This window comes from Pseudomonas sp. LBUM1655, assembly GCF_059716085.1.
Genome location: NZ_CP166801.1, coordinates 119,350 through 141,302, shown reverse-complemented (window position 1 = coordinate 141,302; position 21,953 = coordinate 119,350). Strand labels below are relative to the sequence as shown.

Here is a 21,953-nt window from a genome sequence, read left to right as displayed (position 1 = left end):
GTGATGAATCGGTAATAGCCGTGGCGGCCATTTACCCTCACTCTTGAACGGCCAAACCAATAAAGAACGGGCGACGCACCGCACCGTCGGCGCAGTCCCCGCAACAGGAACCTACGGAAGGAGCCTTGTCACGGGAAAAGGAAAGAATCGGCGTCGTACCGGGCCAACTTTCATCCCCTCAAATAACTTCATTCTCTTTATTAAAAAGCTGCTTCGAGTGAGGCATTCACTCTGTTTATTCGATTTTGGTCTTTATTGACTGAAAGGAGCAACTTCGCCCCAATAAAACTTATTCAAATAGTTTTATCGGTGACTCTCATACTTGAAAAACACACAACTAAAAATAATTGAAAATATACTTGTTAAGTTGTTTTGCGATGTATTAGCTTTTCTCCGACCCGGCGTACCACGCCTGGTTCATCAAGACACTCGATCAAGGCCATACCGGCCAAGGCATCAAGCCAACAGCACTTTAACGGCACGAATAGCAAAATTTTCATCGACTCGAATGAGGCTTTAGCTCGACCAAAAAACATACACGCCGTTGTTATCCGTTATTGCGCAATTGAATGAGCGACTCCCACTATTCCAACAACTGTGAGGCCAACCAAGATGCCAACTAAAGAACAACTCGCCCTGAAAAAATCCGAACTCAGCATTCACCCGATCTTCGCTGAAATCGATTCCTTGGCGGTTTTGCGCCGTTTCATGGAAACCCATGTGTTTGCCGTCTGGGATTTCATGTCGCTGACCAAACGCTTGCAACAGGAACTGACCTGTACTCGTCTGCCCTGGTTGCCGCCGCGTGATCCGCATGCCGCCCGCCTGATCAACGAGATTGTCCTCGGTGAGGAATCCGACAACCGTTTGAGCCACGGTCATTACAGCCATTTCGAGCTGTACCTGGATGCGATGCGCGAAGTCGGTGCGAGCACCTCGGCCGTGGAACGCTTCGTCGCGCTGCAACAGGAAGGCGTGAGCTATGACGTGGCACTGCAAAGCGTCGAGGTCGATCCTGCCGCCGCGCAGTTTGTCCGCGACACTCTGCGCATTGCCCTGCATGCACCGGGGCACAGCGTGGCCGCTGCGTTTCTGCATGGCCGCGAAAGTGTGATCCCGACCATGTTCCAGCGAATTCTGGACGACTGGGGCATCGGCATCGAACAGGCGCCGACCTTTCGCTACTACCTGGAGCGGCACATCGAGGTCGACTCCGAGGATCACGGCCCGGCGGCTGAACACTTGCTTGAGCGTCTGGTCGATGGCGACCCGCAGCGCGAAGCCGAGGTCTACGCCAGCGCCATCGCCGCCGTCGAAAGCCGCATCGCCCTGTGGGACGGCCTGCGCGTGAGCATGCGCGAACCCTTGACGGAGGTGGCCCAATGAACGCCGCCGACTATCAATCGTTCGCCGATGCCTGGGAAAGCCGCGCGACTATCCGCACTCGCCCGCGCCGTGTACTGGAAAACGACGAGCGCCTGATCTATCCGCTCAGTCGCCAACCGCTGGTACTCAGCGAAACCTTCCTGCGCGACTGCCCCGAGCAGCGTGATTTCGCTCTGGTGCAGACGCTGTACAAGTTCATCAACGATGTGGTGATTTTCGAGACCGAAATCGTCGACAAAACCGCGCGCAGCATCGCCAAGAACCGCTTCGCCGTCGCGTTTCCTTTCGCTTGCCGTTATGACGCGATGACCGTCGTGGTCGATGAGGATTACCACGCCCTGGTGGCGATGGATTTCATGCAGCAAACGGTGGCCATGACCGGCATCGCGCCGATTCAGCTACCCGACGAAATCGAGCTGAGCCGAGCGATTCCCACGGCCGTGGCACTGGCGCCGGAACACCTGCGCAGCGCTGTGGAGCTGATTTGCGTGGCCATCGCCGAGAACACCGTGACCGGCGACGTCGCAGCGTTCGCCCGGGACGATACGGTCAAGCCATCGATCAAGGGCCTGATGGCCGACCACCTGCTCGACGAGGGCCGCCACTCCAGTTTCTGGGCGCGGATGGTGCGCATCTATTGGCACACCGCCAGCGACGCAGATCGCGCCACCATCGCGCAGATCCTGCCGGTGTTCATCGGCCATTACCTGACCAACGACATCCAGAAAGCCTTCGACCTGCGACTGATCGATGCCCTCCCGGTCAACGAAGCCACACGGCGTTCGCTCCGGGACGAAATCGCCGGCCTGGCCTTCCCGATCAATCGCCATCACCCGTTGGTGGGCAACATCGTCAAGTTCTTCCACAACAGCTCGCTGCTCGACACGCCGTGCGTGCAGCACGCCCTGCGCGACTACCTGGTTTGAGGAGGCCGACATGAAACGTCTCGACATTTTGCTGATGGGCGCCAGCCAGGCCATGACCGACCTGGCGCAGGAACTTGAACAACACGGGCATACATTGACGCGCAGTGGCGCGGCGAAATCGACGATGGATTTGATCATCGACGATGGCTTCATTGCCGCCGGCGATTTCTGCGCAATCCCACACCTGCATCTGCGTTTAGGTATCGGTGCGCAGAGCGTTGCAGGTTTGCCGACACTCGATCTGCTGTGTTTCCTCGGCTCGTCGCTGATCAGCCGAGTGCCCATTGGCGATGAGCCGTCCGGCAACGGTCAGGTACTGCGACAAAGGGTGCTGACGCAGCTGGTGGACGAGGTTTCATTGCTGGTCAGCCGCTACTCCCGCGACACGGACTACTTCCAACAGGCCGCTACGGTGACTGCGCCGGATTTCGAACGGATGGAAAACCTGCTGTACCTCGACAGCCTGGCCTACGTCCATCGCCTCAACGCCACGGCGAATCCGGCGCTGCTGCAACAGGCACAAATCCCGCTGATCGAGCGCTTGCAACAGAGCCTGATCAATCACCCCGAGCGACCAGCGCTGCACCTCGCCGAACAGACGATCAGCTATCGCCAGTTACACGCCCATAGCCGGGCGATTCAACAGCGTTTGCAGCCCCTGCTCGACCAGCATCCACAACCGTGGGTGGTCGGCATCTGCCTGCCGAAAAGCCCGGCGCTGTTCGCCTCGATTCTGGCAATTCTCGGCAGCGGCGCGGTGTACTTGCCACTGGAGCCGAGCCATCCCTTGCAGCGCCAGCAATACATCCTGGAGAACGCCGGCGCCTTGCTGTTGCTGCATGACGGTGAACATCCGCTGAGCGAGAGGATGCCGGGGCTGAATGTCAGCCGTATCGACAGCCTCCACGCCGACCTCTCGCAACCGTTGATGCGCCAGCGCCCCGAACTCGATGCGCCGTGCATGGCGCTCTACACCTCGGGCACCACCGGACACCCGAAGGGTGTGCTGCTCAGTCAAGCGAACCTCGCGCACTTCACTGCGTGGTACGCCGACTACACGCAAATGCAGGCCGAGAGTCGGGTTTTGCAGTTCTCTTCGCTGAGTTTCGACTCGTCGCTGATCGACATCTTCCCGACCCTGCTCATGGGCGCCGAACTGGTGGTGCCCGATGACACGCAACGGCGCGATCCGCTGCAACTGGTCGCACTGATCCGCCGCCGACAATTGACCCACGCCTTCCTGCCGCCAGCACTGTTGAGCATCCTGCCGCTGGAGCAACTGCAAGGCGTGCAACAGGTGATGACCGGCGGTGATGTCTGCGAGCCATTCGTCATCGAGCAACTCACGCGTCAGGGCAAACTGCACAACCTCTACGGTCCCACCGAAGCCACGGTGCTGATCACCGCCCGGCAACTCAAACCCGGCGACAGCAACCGCACCCTCGGCGCGCCGATCGCCAACAGCCAGGTGCTGATTCTCGATGATGATCTGCAACCGGTGATCGAGCAGACCGTGGGCGAACTTTTCATCGTCGGCCCCGGTGTCTGCCTCGGTTACCTGAACAATCCGCAGCAGACCGCCGAGCGCTATCTGACCTTGGAGCTACCGGACGGCCAGCAGTTGCGCGCTTACCGCAGCGGCGACATGGCCAAGTGGGGCGAGCACGGCATCGAGCTGTGCGGCCGGCGCGACAATCAGGTGAAGATCCGCGGTTTCCGGGTCGAGCCGGAAGAGATCGAGCGCTGTCTGCGCGAGAGCCAGTTGTACCGACAAATCGCTGTGGTGATCGACAGTCAGCGGCGGATTCTGGCGTTCCTCGCCCTGCCTCAATCAGACGACGCTCGCGATGCCCTGAAGGCCCACGCGCAGCAATTTCTGCCGGACTACATGCAGCCGGTGGCGTGGACCGAACTGCCGAACATGCCGTTCGCCAGCAATGGCAAGGTCGACCGCAAAGCGCTGCTGGAACTGCAGGTGAACGTGCAGGACAGCGGCCCGAAATGCCTGCCGGCCAATGAAGACGAAGCACTGCTGCTGGATATCTGGGCCGAGTTGCTGGAATTGCCGACCAGCGACATTTCCACCGACGAGAGTTTCTTCAATCTCGGTGGCCATTCGATTCTGTTGTCGCGGATGTTGCTGCGCTTGCGTGAAGAATTCGGCCGCAGCATCTCGATCAATCGCTTCATCGAACTGCCGACTCTCATCAAACTCGCCACGCTGGTGCGCGGCACCGATGACAGCGCCGTGCTCAGCGCCCAGGCCATGGCCGATGCTGAGCGGGCGCTGGATATCGAACCGCTGCCGATAAGCCGTATGGGCGATGTGCACAAGGTGATCGTCACCGGTGCCAACAGTTTTGTCGGTGTGCATATCGTCGAGGCGCTGCTCGGTTGGGGCGCCAGCGAAGTGGCCTGCCTGGTGCGCGACGGTGCCGAACAAACAGCGGCGCAGCGCTTTGCTCAGGCACTGCGCGAGAACCGCCTCGAGCATCTGGACCTGAGTCGGGTGCGGGTTTACGCGGCGGATATTGCGCGTCCGCAATTGGGCCTGAGCGACGTGGATTATCAGCGGCTGGATCAACAGTTCGGCGCACTGGTGCACAACGCTGCCAACGTCAATCACGTGCTCGATTACGAGTCACTGGCGGCGGACAACGTCGAGCCGATTTTCGAACTGCTGCGCCTCTGCGAAGGGCGCAGCAAAAAGGTCTTCAATTTCGTCTCGACGCTATCGGCTTCAAGCACGGTCGATGACGCGGGCCGGGTGCTGGAACTGCCCGCCGCGCCTACGCCGCCGATCTACATTCGCAACGGCTACAACCTGTCGAAATGGGTCGGTGAACGCATCCTTGAACGGGCGCGAACGCTTGGGGTACGAGTCAATCTGTACCGCCCCGGCAACATCAGTTTCAACAGCCTCAGTGGCGTCTGCCAGCCACATAAAAACCGCTTGATGCTGATGCTCAAAGGCTCGATCCAGCTCGGGCAGGTGCCGGCCTTCGCGCTGAACTTCGACCTGATGCCGGTGGACTTTCTCGCCCGCTTCATAGCCTTCCACGCCAGCCGTTATTCGGCGCAACGCGCAGTGTTCAACCTGCACAACCCCGAGCCGTTGAGCTGGGACGCCTACGTCGCCTCGTTTCGCGATACCGGCAGCGAGTTCTCGCTGGTCAGCGTCGCCGACTGGCAGCAGCAACTGGGGCGAGTCGATGCCGACAACGCGCTGTTCGGCGTGCTCGGTTTCTACCTCAACGGCTTCGAGGAAGACATCGGCGACATCTCCCTGATCGGCCACGCCAACGCCGAGGCCGGCATCCAGCAGATGGGCGCGCACTACCCGGAAAAATCCCCGGCGCTGCTGCGTCGTGGCTGCGATTACCTGAAAGAAATCAACTTCATCTAGTTCATCAAAAAGGAGCAACACCATGAGCACTCTGCAACCCGACACCCTGATCAAGAACCCTCACGGCTGCCACGTTGTGTCTTCGGTAGAAGTGCCGACAGACGCCGCGCAAGTCTGGGCAGTGGTCGGCAACTTCGGCGGTTTCGATCAATTCATCCCGGCGCTGTCGCACATTGAATTGACCGGCGAGGGCGTGTCCTCGCTGCGCAAGAAATGCTTCAAGGACGGCAACGTGGTGGTCGAGCAACTCAACTCCCGCGATGAACAGGCGCGGAGCATGACCTGGACAACGATCTACAACACCTTGGGCGTGGCCAATCTGTGGGCGGCGATGAATGTGGAGCCGTTGGGTGCGGGGAAGTCGCGGGCGACCTGGACGATCATTGCCGAGCCTGCCAGCGGTGGGGCCGAGGCGCTGCCGGGGTTCAAGGATTTTGTGCAGGGGTTTGCCGATGATGCGATGGGGAATGTTTTGAAGCTGTTTGTTTAATGCTTTGGTTTGGCGGTGACTGAGCTACCGCTATCGCTGGCAAGCCAGCTCCCACAGAGTCCAAGTCGTTCACACATTTCGTGTTCGCCAAGAATCCTGTGGGAGCGGGCTTGCCCGCGATGAACGATAACGCGGTCTGACTTAAGGTCAGATTTTGAAACTGTCGACCAACTGCTTCAGGCGGTTGGCCTGCTGCGACAACGCATCACAATCCTTCAACGTTTCGTTGAGGTTGGCCACACTCTGCTGGTTCAACAGGTTGATCTGGTTAACGTCGACGTTGAGGGTTTCCACCACCGCGGTCTGCTCTTCAGTGGCGGCCGCTACCGACTGGTTCATACCGTCGATTTCGCCGATGCGCTGGGTCACGCTGACCAGACGCAAACCGGCCTGGTTGGCCACTTCAACGCTCTGCTCACTGGACGCCTGACTGGCGTTCATGGTGGTCACCGCTTCACGCGAACCGACCTGCAACGAAGTGATCATCTTGTGGATCTCTTCCGCCGACTCCTGGGTGCGATGGGCAAGGTTACGCACCTCGTCCGCCACCACCGCAAAGCCACGCCCGGCTTCACCGGCACGTGCCGCTTCGATGGCGGCGTTGAGCGCCAACAGGTTGGTCTGCTGCGAGATGCCTTTGATCACATCGAGGATGTGTCCGATGTTGTCGGTGCTGGCATTCAGGGTTTCGATCTGGGTGCACGACAGGCTAATCTTCTGCGACAACTCGGTCATTGCCAGAATGGTTTGCTCAACCACTTGGCGACCGTCATCGGCCTGCTCGCTCGCGCCGCTGGCGTGCTGCGAAGCATCGGCGGCGTTGCGGGCGATTTCCTGAGTGGCGGCGCCCAGTTCGTTGATCGCCGCGGCCACGCTGTTGGTGCGCGCACTTTGCTCGTCGGAGCCGACGATGGAAGCGTTGGACGACGCCATCACCCGTTGCGACAGGTCATGGACCTGACGGGTTGCCGAAGACACTTCAGAAATCGACGCGTGAATCCGTTCAACGAATTGGTTGAACGAGCTGCCCAGTTCGCCGAATTCGTCTTTGCTTTCTACGACCAGACGACGAGTCAGATCGCCCTCGCCCTGAGCGATGTCCTGCATCGCGCGGCCCATGGTGGTCAGCGGACGCATCAACACGTTGATCAACAGGCTCAACAACAGCGCAATTGCGCCCACCGCAACGAACATGGCAATCAGCGCCGAAGTACGGAATTGGCTGAGTGCGGCGTAGGCTTTATCGCGATCGATCGACAGACCGATGTACCACTGAGCATTCGGCAAATCGCTGACCGGGGTGAACGACAGGATGCGTTCCTGGCCGTTGAGCAGCACGTTCTGGTTGCCCTTCTCGATGCGTACGCTGGAGTTCGGATAAATGTCCTTCAGGTTCTTCATCACCTGATCTTTGTCCGGGCTGACGATCACCTGACCATCGGCACTAACCAGGAACGCATGGCCGAGGCCACCGAAGTCCACCGAGTTGATGATCTTTACCAGGGTTTCCAGGCTCAGGTCACCACCGACCACACCGAGCAGTTCGCCGTTCTTCTTCACCGGCATGGCGATGGTCACCACCAGGCCACCGACCGCCGCCATGTACGGCGGCGTCAGCATGGTTTTGTCGGCGATTACCGCCTGCTTGTACCAAGGACGCTGACGTGGGTCATAGCCGTCCGGCATCTTCGCGTCAGGGCGCTGGGTGAATACACCGTTGGCCTGGCCGACGTAGGTGAACTGGAAGTTCGAGGTGAAGGCCGGTTGATCAACCAGGCCCGGGAAATCGGCGTCCTTGCCCTGATGGGCAACGTTCTGCGCGAGGTTTTCCAGCACCAGAATCCGCCCGCTCATCCAGTTCTGCACACTGCTGGCGGTCAGATCACCGGCCTGCTGCACGGAGGATTGGAGGTTCTGGCGAATGGTGTTTCGCTGCAGATAGTCGTTGTAGAGAGTGAATAAAGCGAAAGCCAGGACCACGACGCCCGAGGCGGCCAACAGGATTTTATGGCTGAACTTGAGATTCATTTCATGGGACTTCTTATGCAAAAGTGGGGATGCGTTCCGGGATGCAACATTCCATGTACAGCGCAGGCAGCGTTCTTCTGGCTGCTCTGATTTGGTGCACGCATGTCTCACCAGTCTGTCGGCACGAGTCGGAGAAATCTTAGGGCTGTGCGGAAAATGGATGGCATTTGCGGAAGATTCCCGCCGAACGGCGTGCTAGAGCGTTCGCCGCGTGGTGTTTTTGACTGATGCCTGGGCGCCAGTTGCATATTCTGTAAGCTTTAAGGGCAGTCTGACCATCGAGTCCTGAGTGGCGCCCTACGCGAGTCTGAATTTTTGCTACATGCGCGAAGCGCAACGTCGCAGCAACAGCCCAACAGCCTGCTATCAGTTCCAAGCGAATGCGTTGTGCATAAAAAAGCCAGCCCTTGAAGTTCAGGGGCTGGCTTTGTCATATCTGGGAGCAGATTTTCATGCTTGTATTCGATCATTGGTATCAGCGGACAAGTATTGATCGCAAGCTTGGATGTTTTGATTGAGGACTATCAGGGATTGGCGTCTACATCTGGTGTGCCGTATCAGCAAGGCTCGCAAAGCTGTTTGATCGTCTACTTTTAGCAAGCCCGTAAACGAGAAAACCCCTGTCTGCGTTAGCAGACAGGGGTCTCGGAATTCAATCTTGACGATGACCTACTCTCACATGGGGAAACCCCACACTACCATCGGCGATGCATCGTTTCACTGCTGAGTTCGGGATGGGATCAGGTGGTTCCAACGCTCTATGGTCGTCAAGAAATTCTGTATCTGGCGCGTCAACACGGTAACGAGCCAGCAAAAATCGGTACTTCTACTAAAACAAAACCCCAACTGCTTTCGCAATTGGGGTTTCGGAATTTAATCTTGACGATGACCTACTCTCACATGGGGAAACCCCACACTACCATCGGCGATGCATCGTTTCACTGCTGAGTTCGGGATGGGATCAGGTGGTTCCAACGCTCTATGGTCGTCAAGAAATTCGGGTACTGAGTCGTGACCTGATGGCCTCGCTTCAGCAAATTGGGTATGTGACAGCTGTCGGTGTTTTGTGAACATCGAACTTTCGGTTCGTTTCGTCTTCACACACCGCAATCTGGCCTTTCGACGCAAATTGCTTGGGTGTTATATGGTCAAGCCTCACGGGCAATTAGTATTGGTTAGCTCAACGCCTCACAGCGCTTACACACCCAACCTATCAACGTCGTAGTCTTCGACGGCCCTTCAGGGAACTCAAGGTTCCAGTGAGATCTCATCTTGAGGCAAGTTTCCCGCTTAGATGCTTTCAGCGGTTATCTTTCCCGAACATAGCTACCCGGCAATGCCACTGGCGTGACAACCGGAACACCAGAGGTTCGTCCACTCCGGTCCTCTCGTACTAGGAGCAGCCCCTCTCAAATCTCAAACGTCCACGGCAGATAGGGACCGAACTGTCTCACGACGTTCTAAACCCAGCTCGCGTACCACTTTAAATGGCGAACAGCCATACCCTTGGGACCGGCTTCAGCCCCAGGATGTGATGAGCCGACATCGAGGTGCCAAACACCGCCGTCGATATGAACTCTTGGGCGGTATCAGCCTGTTATCCCCGGAGTACCTTTTATCCGTTGAGCGATGGCCCTTCCATACAGAACCACCGGATCACTAAGACCTACTTTCGTACCTGCTCGACGTGTCTGTCTCGCAGTCAAGCGCGCTTTTGCCTTTATACTCTACGACCGATTTCCGACCGGTCTGAGCGCACCTTCGTACTCCTCCGTTACTCTTTAGGAGGAGACCGCCCCAGTCAAACTACCCACCATACACTGTCCTCGATCCGGATAACGGACCTGAGTTAGAACCTCAAAGTTGCCAGGGTGGTATTTCAAGGTTGGCTCCACGCGAACTGGCGTCCACGCTTCAAAGCCTCCCACCTATCCTACACAAGCAAATTCAAAGTCCAGTGCAAAGCTATAGTAAAGGTTCACGGGGTCTTTCCGTCTAGCCGCGGATACACTGCATCTTCACAGCGATTTCAATTTCACTGAGTCTCGGGTGGAGACAGCGCCGCCATCGTTACGCCATTCGTGCAGGTCGGAACTTACCCGACAAGGAATTTCGCTACCTTAGGACCGTTATAGTTACGGCCGCCGTTTACCGGGGCTTCGATCAAGAGCTTCGCGTTAGCTAACCCCATCAATTAACCTTCCGGCACCGGGCAGGCGTCACACCCTATACGTCCACTTTCGTGTTTGCAGAGTGCTGTGTTTTTAATAAACAGTCGCAGCGGCCTGGTATCTTCGACCGGCATGAGCTTACGGAGCAAGTCCTTCACCCTCACCGGCGCACCTTCTCCCGAAGTTACGGTGCCATTTTGCCTAGTTCCTTCACCCGAGTTCTCTCAAGCGCCTTGGTATTCTCTACCCAACCACCTGTGTCGGTTTGGGGTACGGTTCCTGGTTACCTGAAGCTTAGAAGCTTTTCTTGGAAGCATGGCATCAACCACTTCGTCATCTAAAAGATGACTCGTCATCAGCTCTCGGCCTTAGAATCCCGGATTTACCTAAGATTCCAGCCTACCACCTTAAACTTGGACAACCAACGCCAAGCTGGCCTAGCCTTCTCCGTCCCTCCATCGCAATAACCAGAAGTACAGGAATATTAACCTGTTTTCCATCGACTACGCTTTTCAGCCTCGCCTTAGGGACCGACTAACCCTGCGTCGATTAACGTTGCGCAGGAAACCTTGGTCTTTCGGCGTGGGTGTTTTTCACACCCATTGTCGTTACTCATGTCAGCATTCGCACTTCTGATACCTCCAGCAAGCTTCTCAACTCACCTTCACAGGCTTACAGAACGCTCCTCTACCGCATCATCCTAAGATGATACCCGTAGCTTCGGTGTATGGTTTGAGCCCCGTTACATCTTCCGCGCAGGCCGACTCGACTAGTGAGCTATTACGCTTTCTTTAAAGGGTGGCTGCTTCTAAGCCAACCTCCTAGCTGTCTAAGCCTTCCCACATCGTTTCCCACTTAACCATAACTTTGGGACCTTAGCTGACGGTCTGGGTTGTTTCCCTTTTCACGACGGACGTTAGCACCCGCCGTGTGTCTCCCATGCTCGGCACTTGTAGGTATTCGGAGTTTGCATCGGTTTGGTAAGTCGGGATGACCCCCTAGCCGAAACAGTGCTCTACCCCCTACAGTGATACATGAGGCGCTACCTAAATAGCTTTCGAGGAGAACCAGCTATCTCCGAGCTTGATTAGCCTTTCACTCCGATCCACAGGTCATCCGCTAACTTTTCAACGGTAGTCGGTTCGGTCCTCCAGTTAGTGTTACCCAACCTTCAACCTGCCCATGGATAGATCGCCCGGTTTCGGGTCTATTCCCAGCGACTAGACGCCCTATTAAGACTCGCTTTCGCTACGCCTCCCCTATTCGGTTAAGCTCGCCACTGAAAATAAGTCGCTGACCCATTATACAAAAGGTACGCAGTCACCCAACAAAGTGGGCTCCCACTGCTTGTACGCATACGGTTTCAGGATCTATTTCACTCCCCTCTCCGGGGTTCTTTTCGCCTTTCCCTCACGGTACTAGTTCACTATCGGTCAGTCAGTAGTATTTAGCCTTGGAGGATGGTCCCCCCATATTCAGACAAAGTTTCTCGTGCTCCGTCCTACTCGATTTCATGACTAAGAGATTTTCGCGTACAGGGCTATCACCCACTATGGCCGCACTTTCCAGAGCGTTCCGCTAATCTCAAAGCCACTTAAGGGCTAGTCCCCGTTCGCTCGCCACTACTAAGGGAATCTCGGTTGATTTCTTTTCCTCAGGGTACTTAGATGTTTCAGTTCCCCTGGTTCGCCTCTTGCACCTATGTATTCAGTACAAGATAACCATCTTATGATGGCTGGGTTCCCCCATTCAGACATCTCCGGATCAAAGTCTGTTTGCCGACTCCCCGAAGCTTTTCGCAGGCTACCACGTCTTTCATCGCCTCTGACTGCCAAGGCATCCACCGTATGCGCTTCTTCACTTGACCATATAACCCCAAGCAATCTGGTTATACTGTGAAGACGACATTCGCCGAAAATTCGATAATACTCAATTCAGAGTAACTCACAAATTTTACCTTAGCCTGATCCGTTACCAGTGAAAGTAACGTTCAGTCTATCTTTCTATCACATACCCAAATTTTTAAAGAACGATCTAATCAAAGACTAGAAATCAACATTCATCATCACATCGATGGAATGCTCATTTCTAAGCTTTCAAAACTTCAGAAGCAGTAGTGGTGGAGCCAAGCGGGATCGAACCGCTGACCTCCTGCGTGCAAGGCAGGCGCTCTCCCAGCTGAGCTATGGCCCCGTATTCTCTACAGGCGTTTCCCACACAAAATTGGTGGGTCTGGGCAGATTCGAACTGCCGACCTCACCCTTATCAGGGGTGCGCTCTAACCAACTGAGCTACAGACCCAATTTCGGGCTGCTTCTTATCGTCTTCTTCAATGAATCAAGCAATTCGTGTGGGAACTTATGGAGCAGCTGATGTCGTCGATTAAGGAGGTGATCCAGCCGCAGGTTCCCCTACGGCTACCTTGTTACGACTTCACCCCAGTCATGAATCACACCGTGGTAACCGTCCTCCCGAAGGTTAGACTAGCTACTTCTGGTGCAACCCACTCCCATGGTGTGACGGGCGGTGTGTACAAGGCCCGGGAACGTATTCACCGCGACATTCTGATTCGCGATTACTAGCGATTCCGACTTCACGCAGTCGAGTTGCAGACTGCGATCCGGACTACGATCGGTTTTATGGGATTAGCTCCACCTCGCGGCTTGGCAACCCTTTGTACCGACCATTGTAGCACGTGTGTAGCCCAGGCCGTAAGGGCCATGATGACTTGACGTCATCCCCACCTTCCTCCGGTTTGTCACCGGCAGTCTCCTTAGAGTGCCCACCATTACGTGCTGGTAACTAAGGACAAGGGTTGCGCTCGTTACGGGACTTAACCCAACATCTCACGACACGAGCTGACGACAGCCATGCAGCACCTGTCTCAATGTTCCCGAAGGCACCAATCCATCTCTGGAAAGTTCATTGGATGTCAAGGCCTGGTAAGGTTCTTCGCGTTGCTTCGAATTAAACCACATGCTCCACCGCTTGTGCGGGCCCCCGTCAATTCATTTGAGTTTTAACCTTGCGGCCGTACTCCCCAGGCGGTCAACTTAATGCGTTAGCTGCGCCACTAAGAGCTCAAGGCTCCCAACGGCTAGTTGACATCGTTTACGGCGTGGACTACCAGGGTATCTAATCCTGTTTGCTCCCCACGCTTTCGCACCTCAGTGTCAGTATCAGTCCAGGTGGTCGCCTTCGCCACTGGTGTTCCTTCCTATATCTACGCATTTCACCGCTACACAGGAAATTCCACCACCCTCTACCATACTCTAGCTTGTCAGTTTTGAATGCAGTTCCCAGGTTGAGCCCGGGGATTTCACATCCAACTTAACAAACCACCTACGCGCGCTTTACGCCCAGTAATTCCGATTAACGCTTGCACCCTCTGTATTACCGCGGCTGCTGGCACAGAGTTAGCCGGTGCTTATTCTGTCGGTAACGTCAAAACACTAACGTATTAGGTTAATGCCCTTCCTCCCAACTTAAAGTGCTTTACAATCCGAAGACCTTCTTCACACACGCGGCATGGCTGGATCAGGCTTTCGCCCATTGTCCAATATTCCCCACTGCTGCCTCCCGTAGGAGTCTGGACCGTGTCTCAGTTCCAGTGTGACTGATCATCCTCTCAGACCAGTTACGGATCGTCGCCTTGGTGAGCCATTACCTCACCAACTAGCTAATCCGACCTAGGCTCATCTGATAGCGCAAGGCCCGAAGGTCCCCTGCTTTCTCCCGTAGGACGTATGCGGTATTAGCGTTCCTTTCGAAACGTTGTCCCCCACTACCAGGCAGATTCCTAGGCATTACTCACCCGTCCGCCGCTGAATCCAGGAGCAAGCTCCTCTCATCCGCTCGACTTGCATGTGTTAGGCCTGCCGCCAGCGTTCAATCTGAGCCATGATCAAACTCTTCAGTTCAAACATCTTTGGGTTTTTAAGAAACCCTAAACTTGGCTCAGCAATCGTTGGTTACATCTTTGATTTCTCGCGGAGTAACTTGTGATGCTGATAATCTTGTTGACTATCAGTCTGACTCCACAAGCACCCACACGAATTGCTTGATTCAGTTGTTAAAGAGCGGTTGGTTAAGATCTTTCGTCTCAACCGAGGCGCGCATTCTACAGCAGCCTCATTTGCTGTCAAGTGATTATTTTCAGAAGTTTTCGAAGAATTCTTCAACAACTTCAACCACTTGCGCTTCCGATCTCTCGTTAGCGGGAGGCGAATTCTACAGCGTTACTCGCTGTTGTCAACACCTCTTTTTCTCCGCTTTCGACCGAGAAGATCGAACCGTCAAAAGAGCCAAACATCACCGCTCTTTCAACTCCTTCCAGGCTTCGATGAACTGAAGCAACCCGCTGCCGAAAACCGTGTAACTCATTGAATCTCAAGGAGTTTTCCGTTTCGACTGCGCCGGAAGTGGGGCGAATTATAGACTTCCAGAATCTGCCGTCAACACCTATTTTCGCTTTTCTTTCAATCACTTGCAGATCGGTTAAAAAACACCCAAATTCTTCTCTATATAGGAAGCAAACGGTATTCCTTCTATATAGAAGGAATTGTCAGAGCACTCCTCCCTCCTTCAACGCGGCAACCGCACCCGCGCCCAAGCCCAGTACCCGCTGCAAAACCTCCAGCGTGTGCTCGCCCAATAAAGGAGGCGCCCGGTGATACTCGACCGGCGTCTCAGACAGCCGGATAGGGCTGGCCACCTGAGGCACCATCCCCGCCAACGCATGCGGCAACTCAATCGCCAACCCACGCGCCTTCACTTGCGGATCCTCGAACACCTGGGACAGATCATTGATCGGTCCACACGGCACACCAGCCTGCTCCAACTGGGCCACCCATTCAGCCGTGGTCTTGAACACCGTCGCCTGCCGGATGAGGGGAATCAACACCGCCCGGTTCGCCACCCTCAGCTTATTAGTAGTGAAACGCGGATCATCAGCCCACTGTGGCTGCCCCGCCACTTCAGCGAACTTGCGGAATTGCCCGTCATTACCCACGGTCAGAATGAAATCACCATCAGCCGTCGGGAAGTCCTGATAAGGCACGATGTTGGGATGTGCGTTACCAAGACGCTTGGGCGCATTGCCCGTAGTCAGGTAGTTCATCGCCTGGTTAGCCAGACACGCGACCTGCACATCCAGCAACGCCATATCAATGTGCTGGCCACCGCCATCGTGATCGCGATGAGCCAGTGCCGCGAGGATCGCCACCGCTGAATAAAGACCGGTCAGAATATCCGTCAGCGCCACACCGACCTTCACCGGCCCGGCGCCCTCATCACCCTCAGGCCGGCCGGTCAGACTCATCAGCCCGCCCAGCCCCTGGATCATGAAGTCATAGCCCGCGCGCTTGGCGTAAGGCCCGGTCTGACCAAACCCCGTGATCGAGCAATAAATCAGATCCGGATTGATCGCCTTCAGCGATTCATAATCCAATCCATAAGCCGCCAGTCCACCCACCTTGAAGTTCTCGATCAGGATGTCGGACTTGGCCGCCAGCTCCCGCACAAGCTTCTGCCCTTCCGGGCGGGTGAAGTCGATGGTCACCGATTGCTTGTTGCGGTTGGCCGACAGGTAGTAAGCCGCTTCTGACGTGTTCTCGCCATAAGCATCTTTGAGGAACGGCGGCCCCCAGGCGCGCGTGTCGTCACCATTGCCCGGGCGCTCGACCTTGATCACTTCGGCGCCAAGGTCGGCGAGGATCTGCCCGGCCCACGGCCCGGCCAATACTCGCGATAAATCCAGTACCCGCAGATGCGACAGCGCGCCCATGGTCGCTCTCCTATTAATAGAACGCCTGCAGACCGGTTTGCGCACGCCCCAGGATCAACGCGTGAACGTCGTGGGTCCCTTCATAGGTATTCACCACTTCCAGGTTAACCAGATGACGGGCCACGCCGAACTCATCGGAGATACCGTTGCCGCCCAACATGTCGCGCGCCATACGGGCGATATCGAGCGACTTGCCGCACGAGTTGCGCTTCATGATCGAAGTGATTTCCACGGCAGCCGTGCCTTCATCCTTCATGCGACCCAGACGCAGGCAGCCTTGCAGCGCCAGAGTGATCTCGGTCTGCATGTCGGCCAGCTTCTTCTGGATCAACTGAGTGGCGGCCAATGGGCGACCAAACTGGTGGCGATCCAGGGTGTATTGGCGGGCGGTGTGCCAGCAGAACTCAGCAGCACCCAGTGCGCCCCAGGAAATGCCGTAACGCGCGGAGTTGAGGCAAGTGAATGGTCCTTTCAGACCGCGCACGTCCGGGAAGATGTTTTCTTCCGGTACGAATACGTTGTCCATCACGATCTCACCGGTGATCGAAGCACGCAGGCCGACCTTGCCGTGAATCGCCGGCGCACACAGCCCCTTCCAGCCCTTCTCCAGTACGAAGCCTCGAATGTCGCCGGCATCGTCCTTGGCCCACACCACGAACACATCGGCGATCGGGCTGTTGGTGATCCACATTTTCGCGCCGGTCAGGCTGTAGCCACCGTCGACCTTGCGTGCGCGAGTAATCATCGCTCCCGGGTCAGAACCGTGGTTAGGCTCGGTCAGTCCGAAGCAACCGATCCATTCGCCGGACGCCAGTTTAGGCAGGTATTTCTGTTTCTGGGCTTCGGTGCCGAATTCGTTGATCGGCACCATCACCAGCGAGGACTGCACGCTCATCATCGAACGATAGCCGGAATCGACACGCTCCACTTCACGGGCAATTAAGCCGTAGCTGACATAGTTGAGGCCGCTGCCACCGTATTGCTCAGGGATGGTTGCACCCAACAGGCCGACTTCGCCCATCTCACGGAAGATCGCCGGGTCAGTCTTCTCATGGCGGAAGGCTTCGAGGACACGCGGTGCGAGGCTCTGTTGAGCGAACTGCTCGGCGGTGTCGCGGATCATGCGCTCTTCCTCGGTGAGCTGTTGATCCAGCAGCAGGGGATCGATCCAGTTGAAGCTAGCTTTACCGCCCATGAGTGTGTCCTCGCAAATCGGGTGAATTAACGTGGCATTGATCCTAGGCGCGGTTAGCCGTCGCAGCAAACGAGGATTTCGCATTCTGTTGTGCTAATTTCTCACTCCGAAACGTCGCTGAATGCCTTTTACGCGGCGCATTAGTGAGATTGACGTATATGCGCAGGAAGATCCCTAGCACCACCGCCCTGATCAGCTTCGAAGCCGCCGCTCGCCACGAGAGCTTCACCAAGGCCGCCGAAGAACTTTCACTCACGCAGGGCGCCATTTGCCGACAGATCGCCAGCCTTGAGGATTTCCTCAGCGTGGAACTGTTCCGACGCTCACGACGCGGTGTGAAGCTGACCGAAGCAGGACTTTCCTACAGCCGCCGGGTGGCCACGCAACTCGATGCGGTGGAGCGCGATACGTTGTCAGTGATGGGCCAGCAGGGCACCAATGTGATCGAGTTGGCGGTGGTGCCGACCTTCGGCACGCAATGGCTGCTGCCAAGGCTCAAGGATTTCCAGCTCAAGCATCCGGAAGTCACCGTCAACCTCACCAACCGCACTCGCCCGTTCCTGTTTGCCGATACCGACTTCGACGCGGCGATCTACTTTGGCGATGCTGACTGGTCCGGTACCGAATCCCACAGGCTGATGGGCGAAAATCCGATGCCGGTGTGCAGCCCCGCCCTACTCGGCAACAAGACACATCTGACAGCCGATGAGATTGCCGAACTACCACTTCTACAGCAGACCACTCGCCCTTACGCTTGGCGCCAGTGGTTCTACTCGCAACACCTGAATATCCCTCGCGACATGACAGGCCCGCGCTACGAGCTATTCTCCATGCTGGCTCAGGCGGCCATGCACGACATGGGTATCGCGCTGATCCCACCGTTCCTGATCCAGCGCGAATTGGCCGAGAACCGCCTGGTGATTGCCAACCCGCAGGCACTCTCCAGCATCAAGGCGTATTACCTGATGATTCCGGAGCGAAAGGTCGAATCGGCGTCTCTGAAGGCATTTCGCGACTGGTTGGTAAATCAAGCGCAGAGCTACAGCCTAGAGGGATAAAGGCTCACAGCCATACCTAACCCCGTAGTCAGAAAACCAAAAGCCCTACAGATATAAGTATTTGTCGCATATTCAGCGACTGTATCCGAAAGCCGTACAGACGTCCCACAAGCGCCTGCCGACGTGGCTTTGAGCCTTCACGCGCGACTCATCACGGCTTATTCACGTCGCCGATGAGAAATTTTTTCAAATTCAGCCAGAATCCTTACAAGGCACGGCCTGCAAGGGATTCAACCGGTTATCTGCGACATTCGGTCACGGGATGACTTGTAGTTAATTTTCCGTCACCCGTCATAATCCCTTGAAGGGCATAAAGTTCGCCTGCAAAATGCCGCGCCCCGCCCTGATTTGGCGGGATCGTGCTGATCGGCCGCCCCAGTCGCACCATCCGCAGTGCCTGGGTTTACTCAATAAGATCACGCAGGAGATTTGACGTGCACATTGGTGTTCCTCTCGAAACCCAGACCGGTGAAACAAGGGTTGCTGCAACCCCGGAAACCCTTAAAAAGCTGATCAGCCAAGGTCATAAGGTCACTGTGCAAACCGGCGCCGGCGTTAAAGCCAGTGTTGTCGACAGTGCCTATGAAGCGGCAGGCGCAACCATTGGCAGTGCCAACGATGCGTTTGGCGCCGAGCTGATTCTCAAAGTGGTCGCCCCAAGCGACGCCGAACTGACGCTGATCAAGCGCGGCACGGTGCTGGTTGGCATGCTCAACCCGTTCAACAACGAAACAATCGCCAAAATGGCCGAGTGCGGGATTACCGCGTTCGCCCTGGAAGCGGCGCCGCGTACCTCTCGGGCGCAGAGTCTCGATGTGTTGTCGTCCCAGGCGAACATTGCCGGTTACAAAGCTGTGTTGCTGGCCGCTCACTACTATCCACGCTTCATGCCGATGCTGATGACTGCTGCGGGCACCGTGAAAGCGGCGCGCGTGCTGATTCTCGGTGCCGGTGTGGCCGGGTTGCAGGCGATTGCCACGGCGAAACGTCTGGGTGCGGTGATCGAAGCGTCCGACGTGCGTCCGGCGGTCAAGGAACAGATTGAATCTCTCGGCGCCAAGTTCGTCGACGTGCCTTACGAGACCGATGAAGAGCGCGAATGCGCGGTCGGTGTCGGCGGCTATGCGCGGCCGATGCCAGCGAGCTGGATGCAGCGTCAGGCCCAGGCCGTACATGAACGCGCCAAGCAAGCCGACATTGTCATCACCACTGCACTGATTCCGGGCCGCAAGGCGCCGACGCTGTTGAGCGCAGAGACAGTGGCGCAGATGAAACCGGGTTCGGTGGTCATCGATCTCGCCGCCGCGCAGGGCGGCAACTGCCCGCTGACCGTGGCCGACCAGATCGTGATCGAGAACGGCGTAACCATCGCCGGCCCGACCAATCTGGCCGGTGAAGTCGCGGCAGACGCCTCGGCGCTGTATGCACGCAACCTGCTGGACTTCCTGAAGCTGGTCTTCACTAAAGAAGGTCAGTTCGACGTCAACCTCGAAGACGACATCGTCGCCGCGTGCCTGATGTGCCGCGACGGCCAAGTCATCCGCAAAAACGCCTAAGCAGGGATTCAGACGATGGAAGAGCTTATCTCCCCCGGTATCTACAACCTGATCATCTTCGTGCTGGCGATTTATGTCGGTTACCACGTGGTCTGGAACGTTACACCTGCGCTGCACACGCCTTTGATGGCCGTCACCAACGCCATTTCCGCGATCGTGATCGTCGGCGCCATGCTGGCCGCCGCTCTGACCGTTACGCCGCTGGGCAAAACCATGGGCACCCTGGCCGTGGCACTGGCTGCGGTCAATGTGTTCGGTGGCTTCCTGGTCACTCGCCGCATGCTTGAGATGTTCAAGAAGAAAGCCCCGAAAGTAAAAGAAGAGGCGCCGAAGTAATGAGCATGAATCTCGTCACGACGCTCTACCTGATCGCGTCGATCTGCTTTATCCAGGCCCTCAAAGGCCTGTCGCACCCGACCACTTCGCGGCGCGGCAACCTGTTCGGCATGCTCGGCATGGCGCTGGCCATCCTCACCACCGTCGGCCTCATCTATAAGCTCGGCGCTGAGCTGGCGACTGCAGGTATCGGTTATGTGATCGTCGGCCTGCTGATCGGCGGCACTGCCGGCTCGATCATGGCCAAGCGCGTTGAAATGACCAAGATGCCGGAACTGGTCGCCTTCATGCACAGCATGATCGGCCTTGCGGCTGTGTTCATCGCCATTGCGGCGGTGGTCGAACCGCAATCGCTGGGCATCGTCAAACAACTGGGCGACGCTATTCCAGCGGGCAACCGTCTGGAGCTGTTCCTGGGCGCGGCGATTGGTGCAATCACCTTCTCCGGTTCGGTGATCGCTTTCGGCAAGTTGTCGGGCAAGTACAAGTTCCGTCTGTTCCAAGGCGCACCGGTACAGTTCGCTGGCCAGCACAAGCTGAACGCGGTGTTGGGCCTGGCCACGCTGGCTCTCGGCTTGACCTTTATGTTCACCGGCAACCTCACCGCGTTCGCGCTGATGCTGGCGCTGGCGTTCGTGATGGGCGTGCTGATCATCATCCCTATCGGCGGCGCCGACATGCCGGTGGTGGTATCGATGCTCAACAGCTATTCCGGCTGGGCGGCGGCGGGTATCGGCTTCTCGCTGAACAACTCGATGCTGATCATCGCCGGTTCGCTGGTGGGCTCGAGCGGTGCGATCCTCTCGTACATCATGTGCAAGGCGATGAACCGCTCCTTCTTTAATGTACTGCTCGGCGGTTTCGGCAATACGGTGGACGCTGGCCCGGCCGGCGCGAAAGAAGCGCGTCCGGTGAAGTCCGGTTCGGCTGATGACGCAACCTTCCTGCTGACCAACGCCGACACCGTGATCATCGTGCCAGGCTACGGTCTGGCGGTGGCGCGCGCGCAGCATGCACTGAAAGAGCTGACCGAGAAGCTGACTCACCGTGGCGTGACCGTGAAGTACGCGATCCACCCAGTGGCCGGGCGGATGCCTGGGCACATGAACGTCCTGCTCGCCGAGGCCGAAGTGCCTTACGACCAAGTGTTCGAGATGGAAGACATCAACTCCGAGTTCGGTCAGGCAGACGTGGTGCTGGTGCTCGGCGCGAACGACGTGGTCAACCCGGCCGCGAAGAACGATCCGAAGTCGCCGATTGCCGGCATGCCGATTCTCGAAGCATTCAAGGCCAAGACCATCATCGTCAACAAGCGCTCGATGGCCAGCGGCTATGCCGGTCTGGACAACGAACTGTTCTATCTTGACAAGACCATGATGGTTTTCGGCGACGCGAAAAAAGTCATCGAAGACATGGTCAAAGCGGTCGAGTAACTCTGCACTGCAACATCGAACGCCCCGACTTGTCGGGGCGTTTTTGTTTGCGCAAAGCGTCGGACAATATGCCGCGTTGTTGCAGATCCGGTAACGATGTTTTACTTGAAACCCGCTAAATAGACGCCTCTTTTGCGACCTTGGTAGCGGGACAGGCGCCCGTCAAATTCACTAGACTGCGCA

At 56.8% G+C, this 21,953-nt stretch carries 11 protein-coding genes, 2 tRNA genes and 4 rRNA genes; 8 read left to right on the top strand and 9 right to left on the bottom strand.

Going from position 1 to position 21,953, the window contains the following annotated elements; all coding sequences use genetic code 11:
- The first annotated feature begins 612 nt into the window (after window positions 1–612).
- Genes ACA074_RS00665 through ACA074_RS00650 form a run of 4 tightly spaced genes read left to right on the top strand, consistent with a single transcriptional unit; the run spans window position 613 to window position 6,208 of the window.
- Window positions 613–1,386 carry a DUF3050 domain-containing protein gene (locus tag ACA074_RS00665; RefSeq protein ID WP_401264646.1) on the top strand — a complete coding sequence of 258 codons (774 nt, stop codon included), beginning with the start codon at window positions 613–615 and terminating at the stop codon, window positions 1,384–1,386.
- The gene (locus ACA074_RS00660) at window positions 1,383–2,312 is read left to right on the top strand and encodes a diiron oxygenase (RefSeq protein ID WP_497678248.1); all 930 of its coding nucleotides are present in this window, start codon (window positions 1,383–1,385) and stop codon (window positions 2,310–2,312) included. The genes ACA074_RS00665 and ACA074_RS00660 overlap by 4 nt, the downstream gene beginning before the upstream one ends.
- A gap of 10 nt (window positions 2,313–2,322) precedes the next feature.
- Window positions 2,323–5,718: an amino acid adenylation domain-containing protein gene (locus tag ACA074_RS00655; protein WP_497678247.1), complete on the top strand. Its 3,396-nt coding sequence runs from the start codon at window positions 2,323–2,325 to the stop codon at window positions 5,716–5,718.
- A gap of 22 nt (window positions 5,719–5,740) precedes the next feature.
- Window positions 5,741–6,208 carry an SRPBCC family protein gene (locus tag ACA074_RS00650; RefSeq protein WP_497615856.1) on the top strand — a complete coding sequence of 156 codons (468 nt, stop codon included), beginning with the start codon at window positions 5,741–5,743 and terminating at the stop codon, window positions 6,206–6,208.
- A gap of 147 nt (window positions 6,209–6,355) precedes the next feature.
- Here the strand turns inward: ACA074_RS00650 and ACA074_RS00645 are convergent, their stop codons facing one another.
- The 9 genes from ACA074_RS00645 to ACA074_RS00605 all read right to left on the bottom strand — a co-directional run bounded on the left by ACA074_RS00645 (window position 6,356) and on the right by ACA074_RS00605 (window position 17,387).
- Window positions 6,356–8,236: a methyl-accepting chemotaxis protein gene (locus ACA074_RS00645; RefSeq protein WP_401264635.1), complete on the bottom strand. Its 1,881-nt coding sequence runs from the start codon at window positions 8,234–8,236 to the stop codon at window positions 6,356–6,358.
- Between the two features lie 656 nt (window positions 8,237–8,892).
- Window positions 8,893–9,008 (bottom strand): 5S ribosomal RNA (rrf, locus tag ACA074_RS00640).
- Window positions 9,009–9,113: 105 nt separating this feature from the next.
- A 5S ribosomal RNA gene (rrf, locus tag ACA074_RS00635) occupies window positions 9,114–9,229 on the bottom strand.
- 151 nt (window positions 9,230–9,380) lie between these two features.
- Window positions 9,381–12,274: ribosomal RNA gene (locus tag ACA074_RS00630) — 23S ribosomal RNA — on the bottom strand.
- 250 nt (window positions 12,275–12,524) lie between these two features.
- Window positions 12,525–12,600, bottom strand: a tRNA-Ala gene (locus ACA074_RS00625).
- Between the two features lie 31 nt (window positions 12,601–12,631).
- Window positions 12,632–12,708, bottom strand: a tRNA-Ile gene (locus ACA074_RS00620).
- Between the two features lie 82 nt (window positions 12,709–12,790).
- Window positions 12,791–14,327 (bottom strand): 16S ribosomal RNA (locus ACA074_RS00615).
- The 16S, 23S and 5S rRNA genes sit together here with 2 tRNA genes alongside, the layout of an rRNA operon.
- Window positions 14,328–14,971: 644 nt before the next feature.
- On the bottom strand, window positions 14,972–16,192 hold the full coding sequence (locus tag ACA074_RS00610; RefSeq protein ID WP_497678246.1) for a CaiB/BaiF CoA transferase family protein: 1,221 nt from the start codon (window positions 16,190–16,192) through the stop codon (window positions 14,972–14,974).
- Window positions 16,193–16,205: 13 nt separating this feature from the next.
- Window positions 16,206–17,387, bottom strand: a complete 1,182-nt coding sequence (locus ACA074_RS00605; protein ID WP_497678245.1) for an acyl-CoA dehydrogenase — start codon at window positions 17,385–17,387, stop codon at window positions 16,206–16,208.
- Between the two features lie 158 nt (window positions 17,388–17,545).
- Here ACA074_RS00605 and ACA074_RS00600 point away from each other — a divergent pair, with 158 nt between their 5' ends.
- The 4 genes from ACA074_RS00600 to ACA074_RS00585 all read left to right on the top strand — a co-directional run bounded on the left by ACA074_RS00600 (window position 17,546) and on the right by ACA074_RS00585 (window position 21,770).
- Window positions 17,546–18,445 (top strand): LysR family transcriptional regulator, encoded by a 900-nt coding sequence (locus ACA074_RS00600; protein ID WP_401270745.1) that lies wholly within the window; start codon window positions 17,546–17,548, stop codon window positions 18,443–18,445.
- 434 nt (window positions 18,446–18,879) lie between these two features.
- Window positions 18,880–20,001: a Re/Si-specific NAD(P)(+) transhydrogenase subunit alpha gene (locus ACA074_RS00595; RefSeq protein WP_497678244.1), complete on the top strand. Its 1,122-nt coding sequence runs from the start codon at window positions 18,880–18,882 to the stop codon at window positions 19,999–20,001.
- Window positions 20,002–20,016: 15 nt separating this feature from the next.
- The gene (locus tag ACA074_RS00590; protein WP_003187417.1) at window positions 20,017–20,337 is read left to right on the top strand and encodes an NAD(P) transhydrogenase subunit alpha part 2; all 321 of its coding nucleotides are present in this window, start codon (window positions 20,017–20,019) and stop codon (window positions 20,335–20,337) included.
- Window positions 20,337–21,770, top strand: coding sequence for an NAD(P)(+) transhydrogenase (Re/Si-specific) subunit beta (locus ACA074_RS00585; protein ID WP_187680757.1), 1,434 nt, complete (start codon window positions 20,337–20,339; stop codon window positions 21,768–21,770). Before ACA074_RS00590 ends, ACA074_RS00585 begins: the two co-directional genes overlap by 1 nt.
- Window positions 21,771–21,953 lie beyond the last annotated feature (183 nt).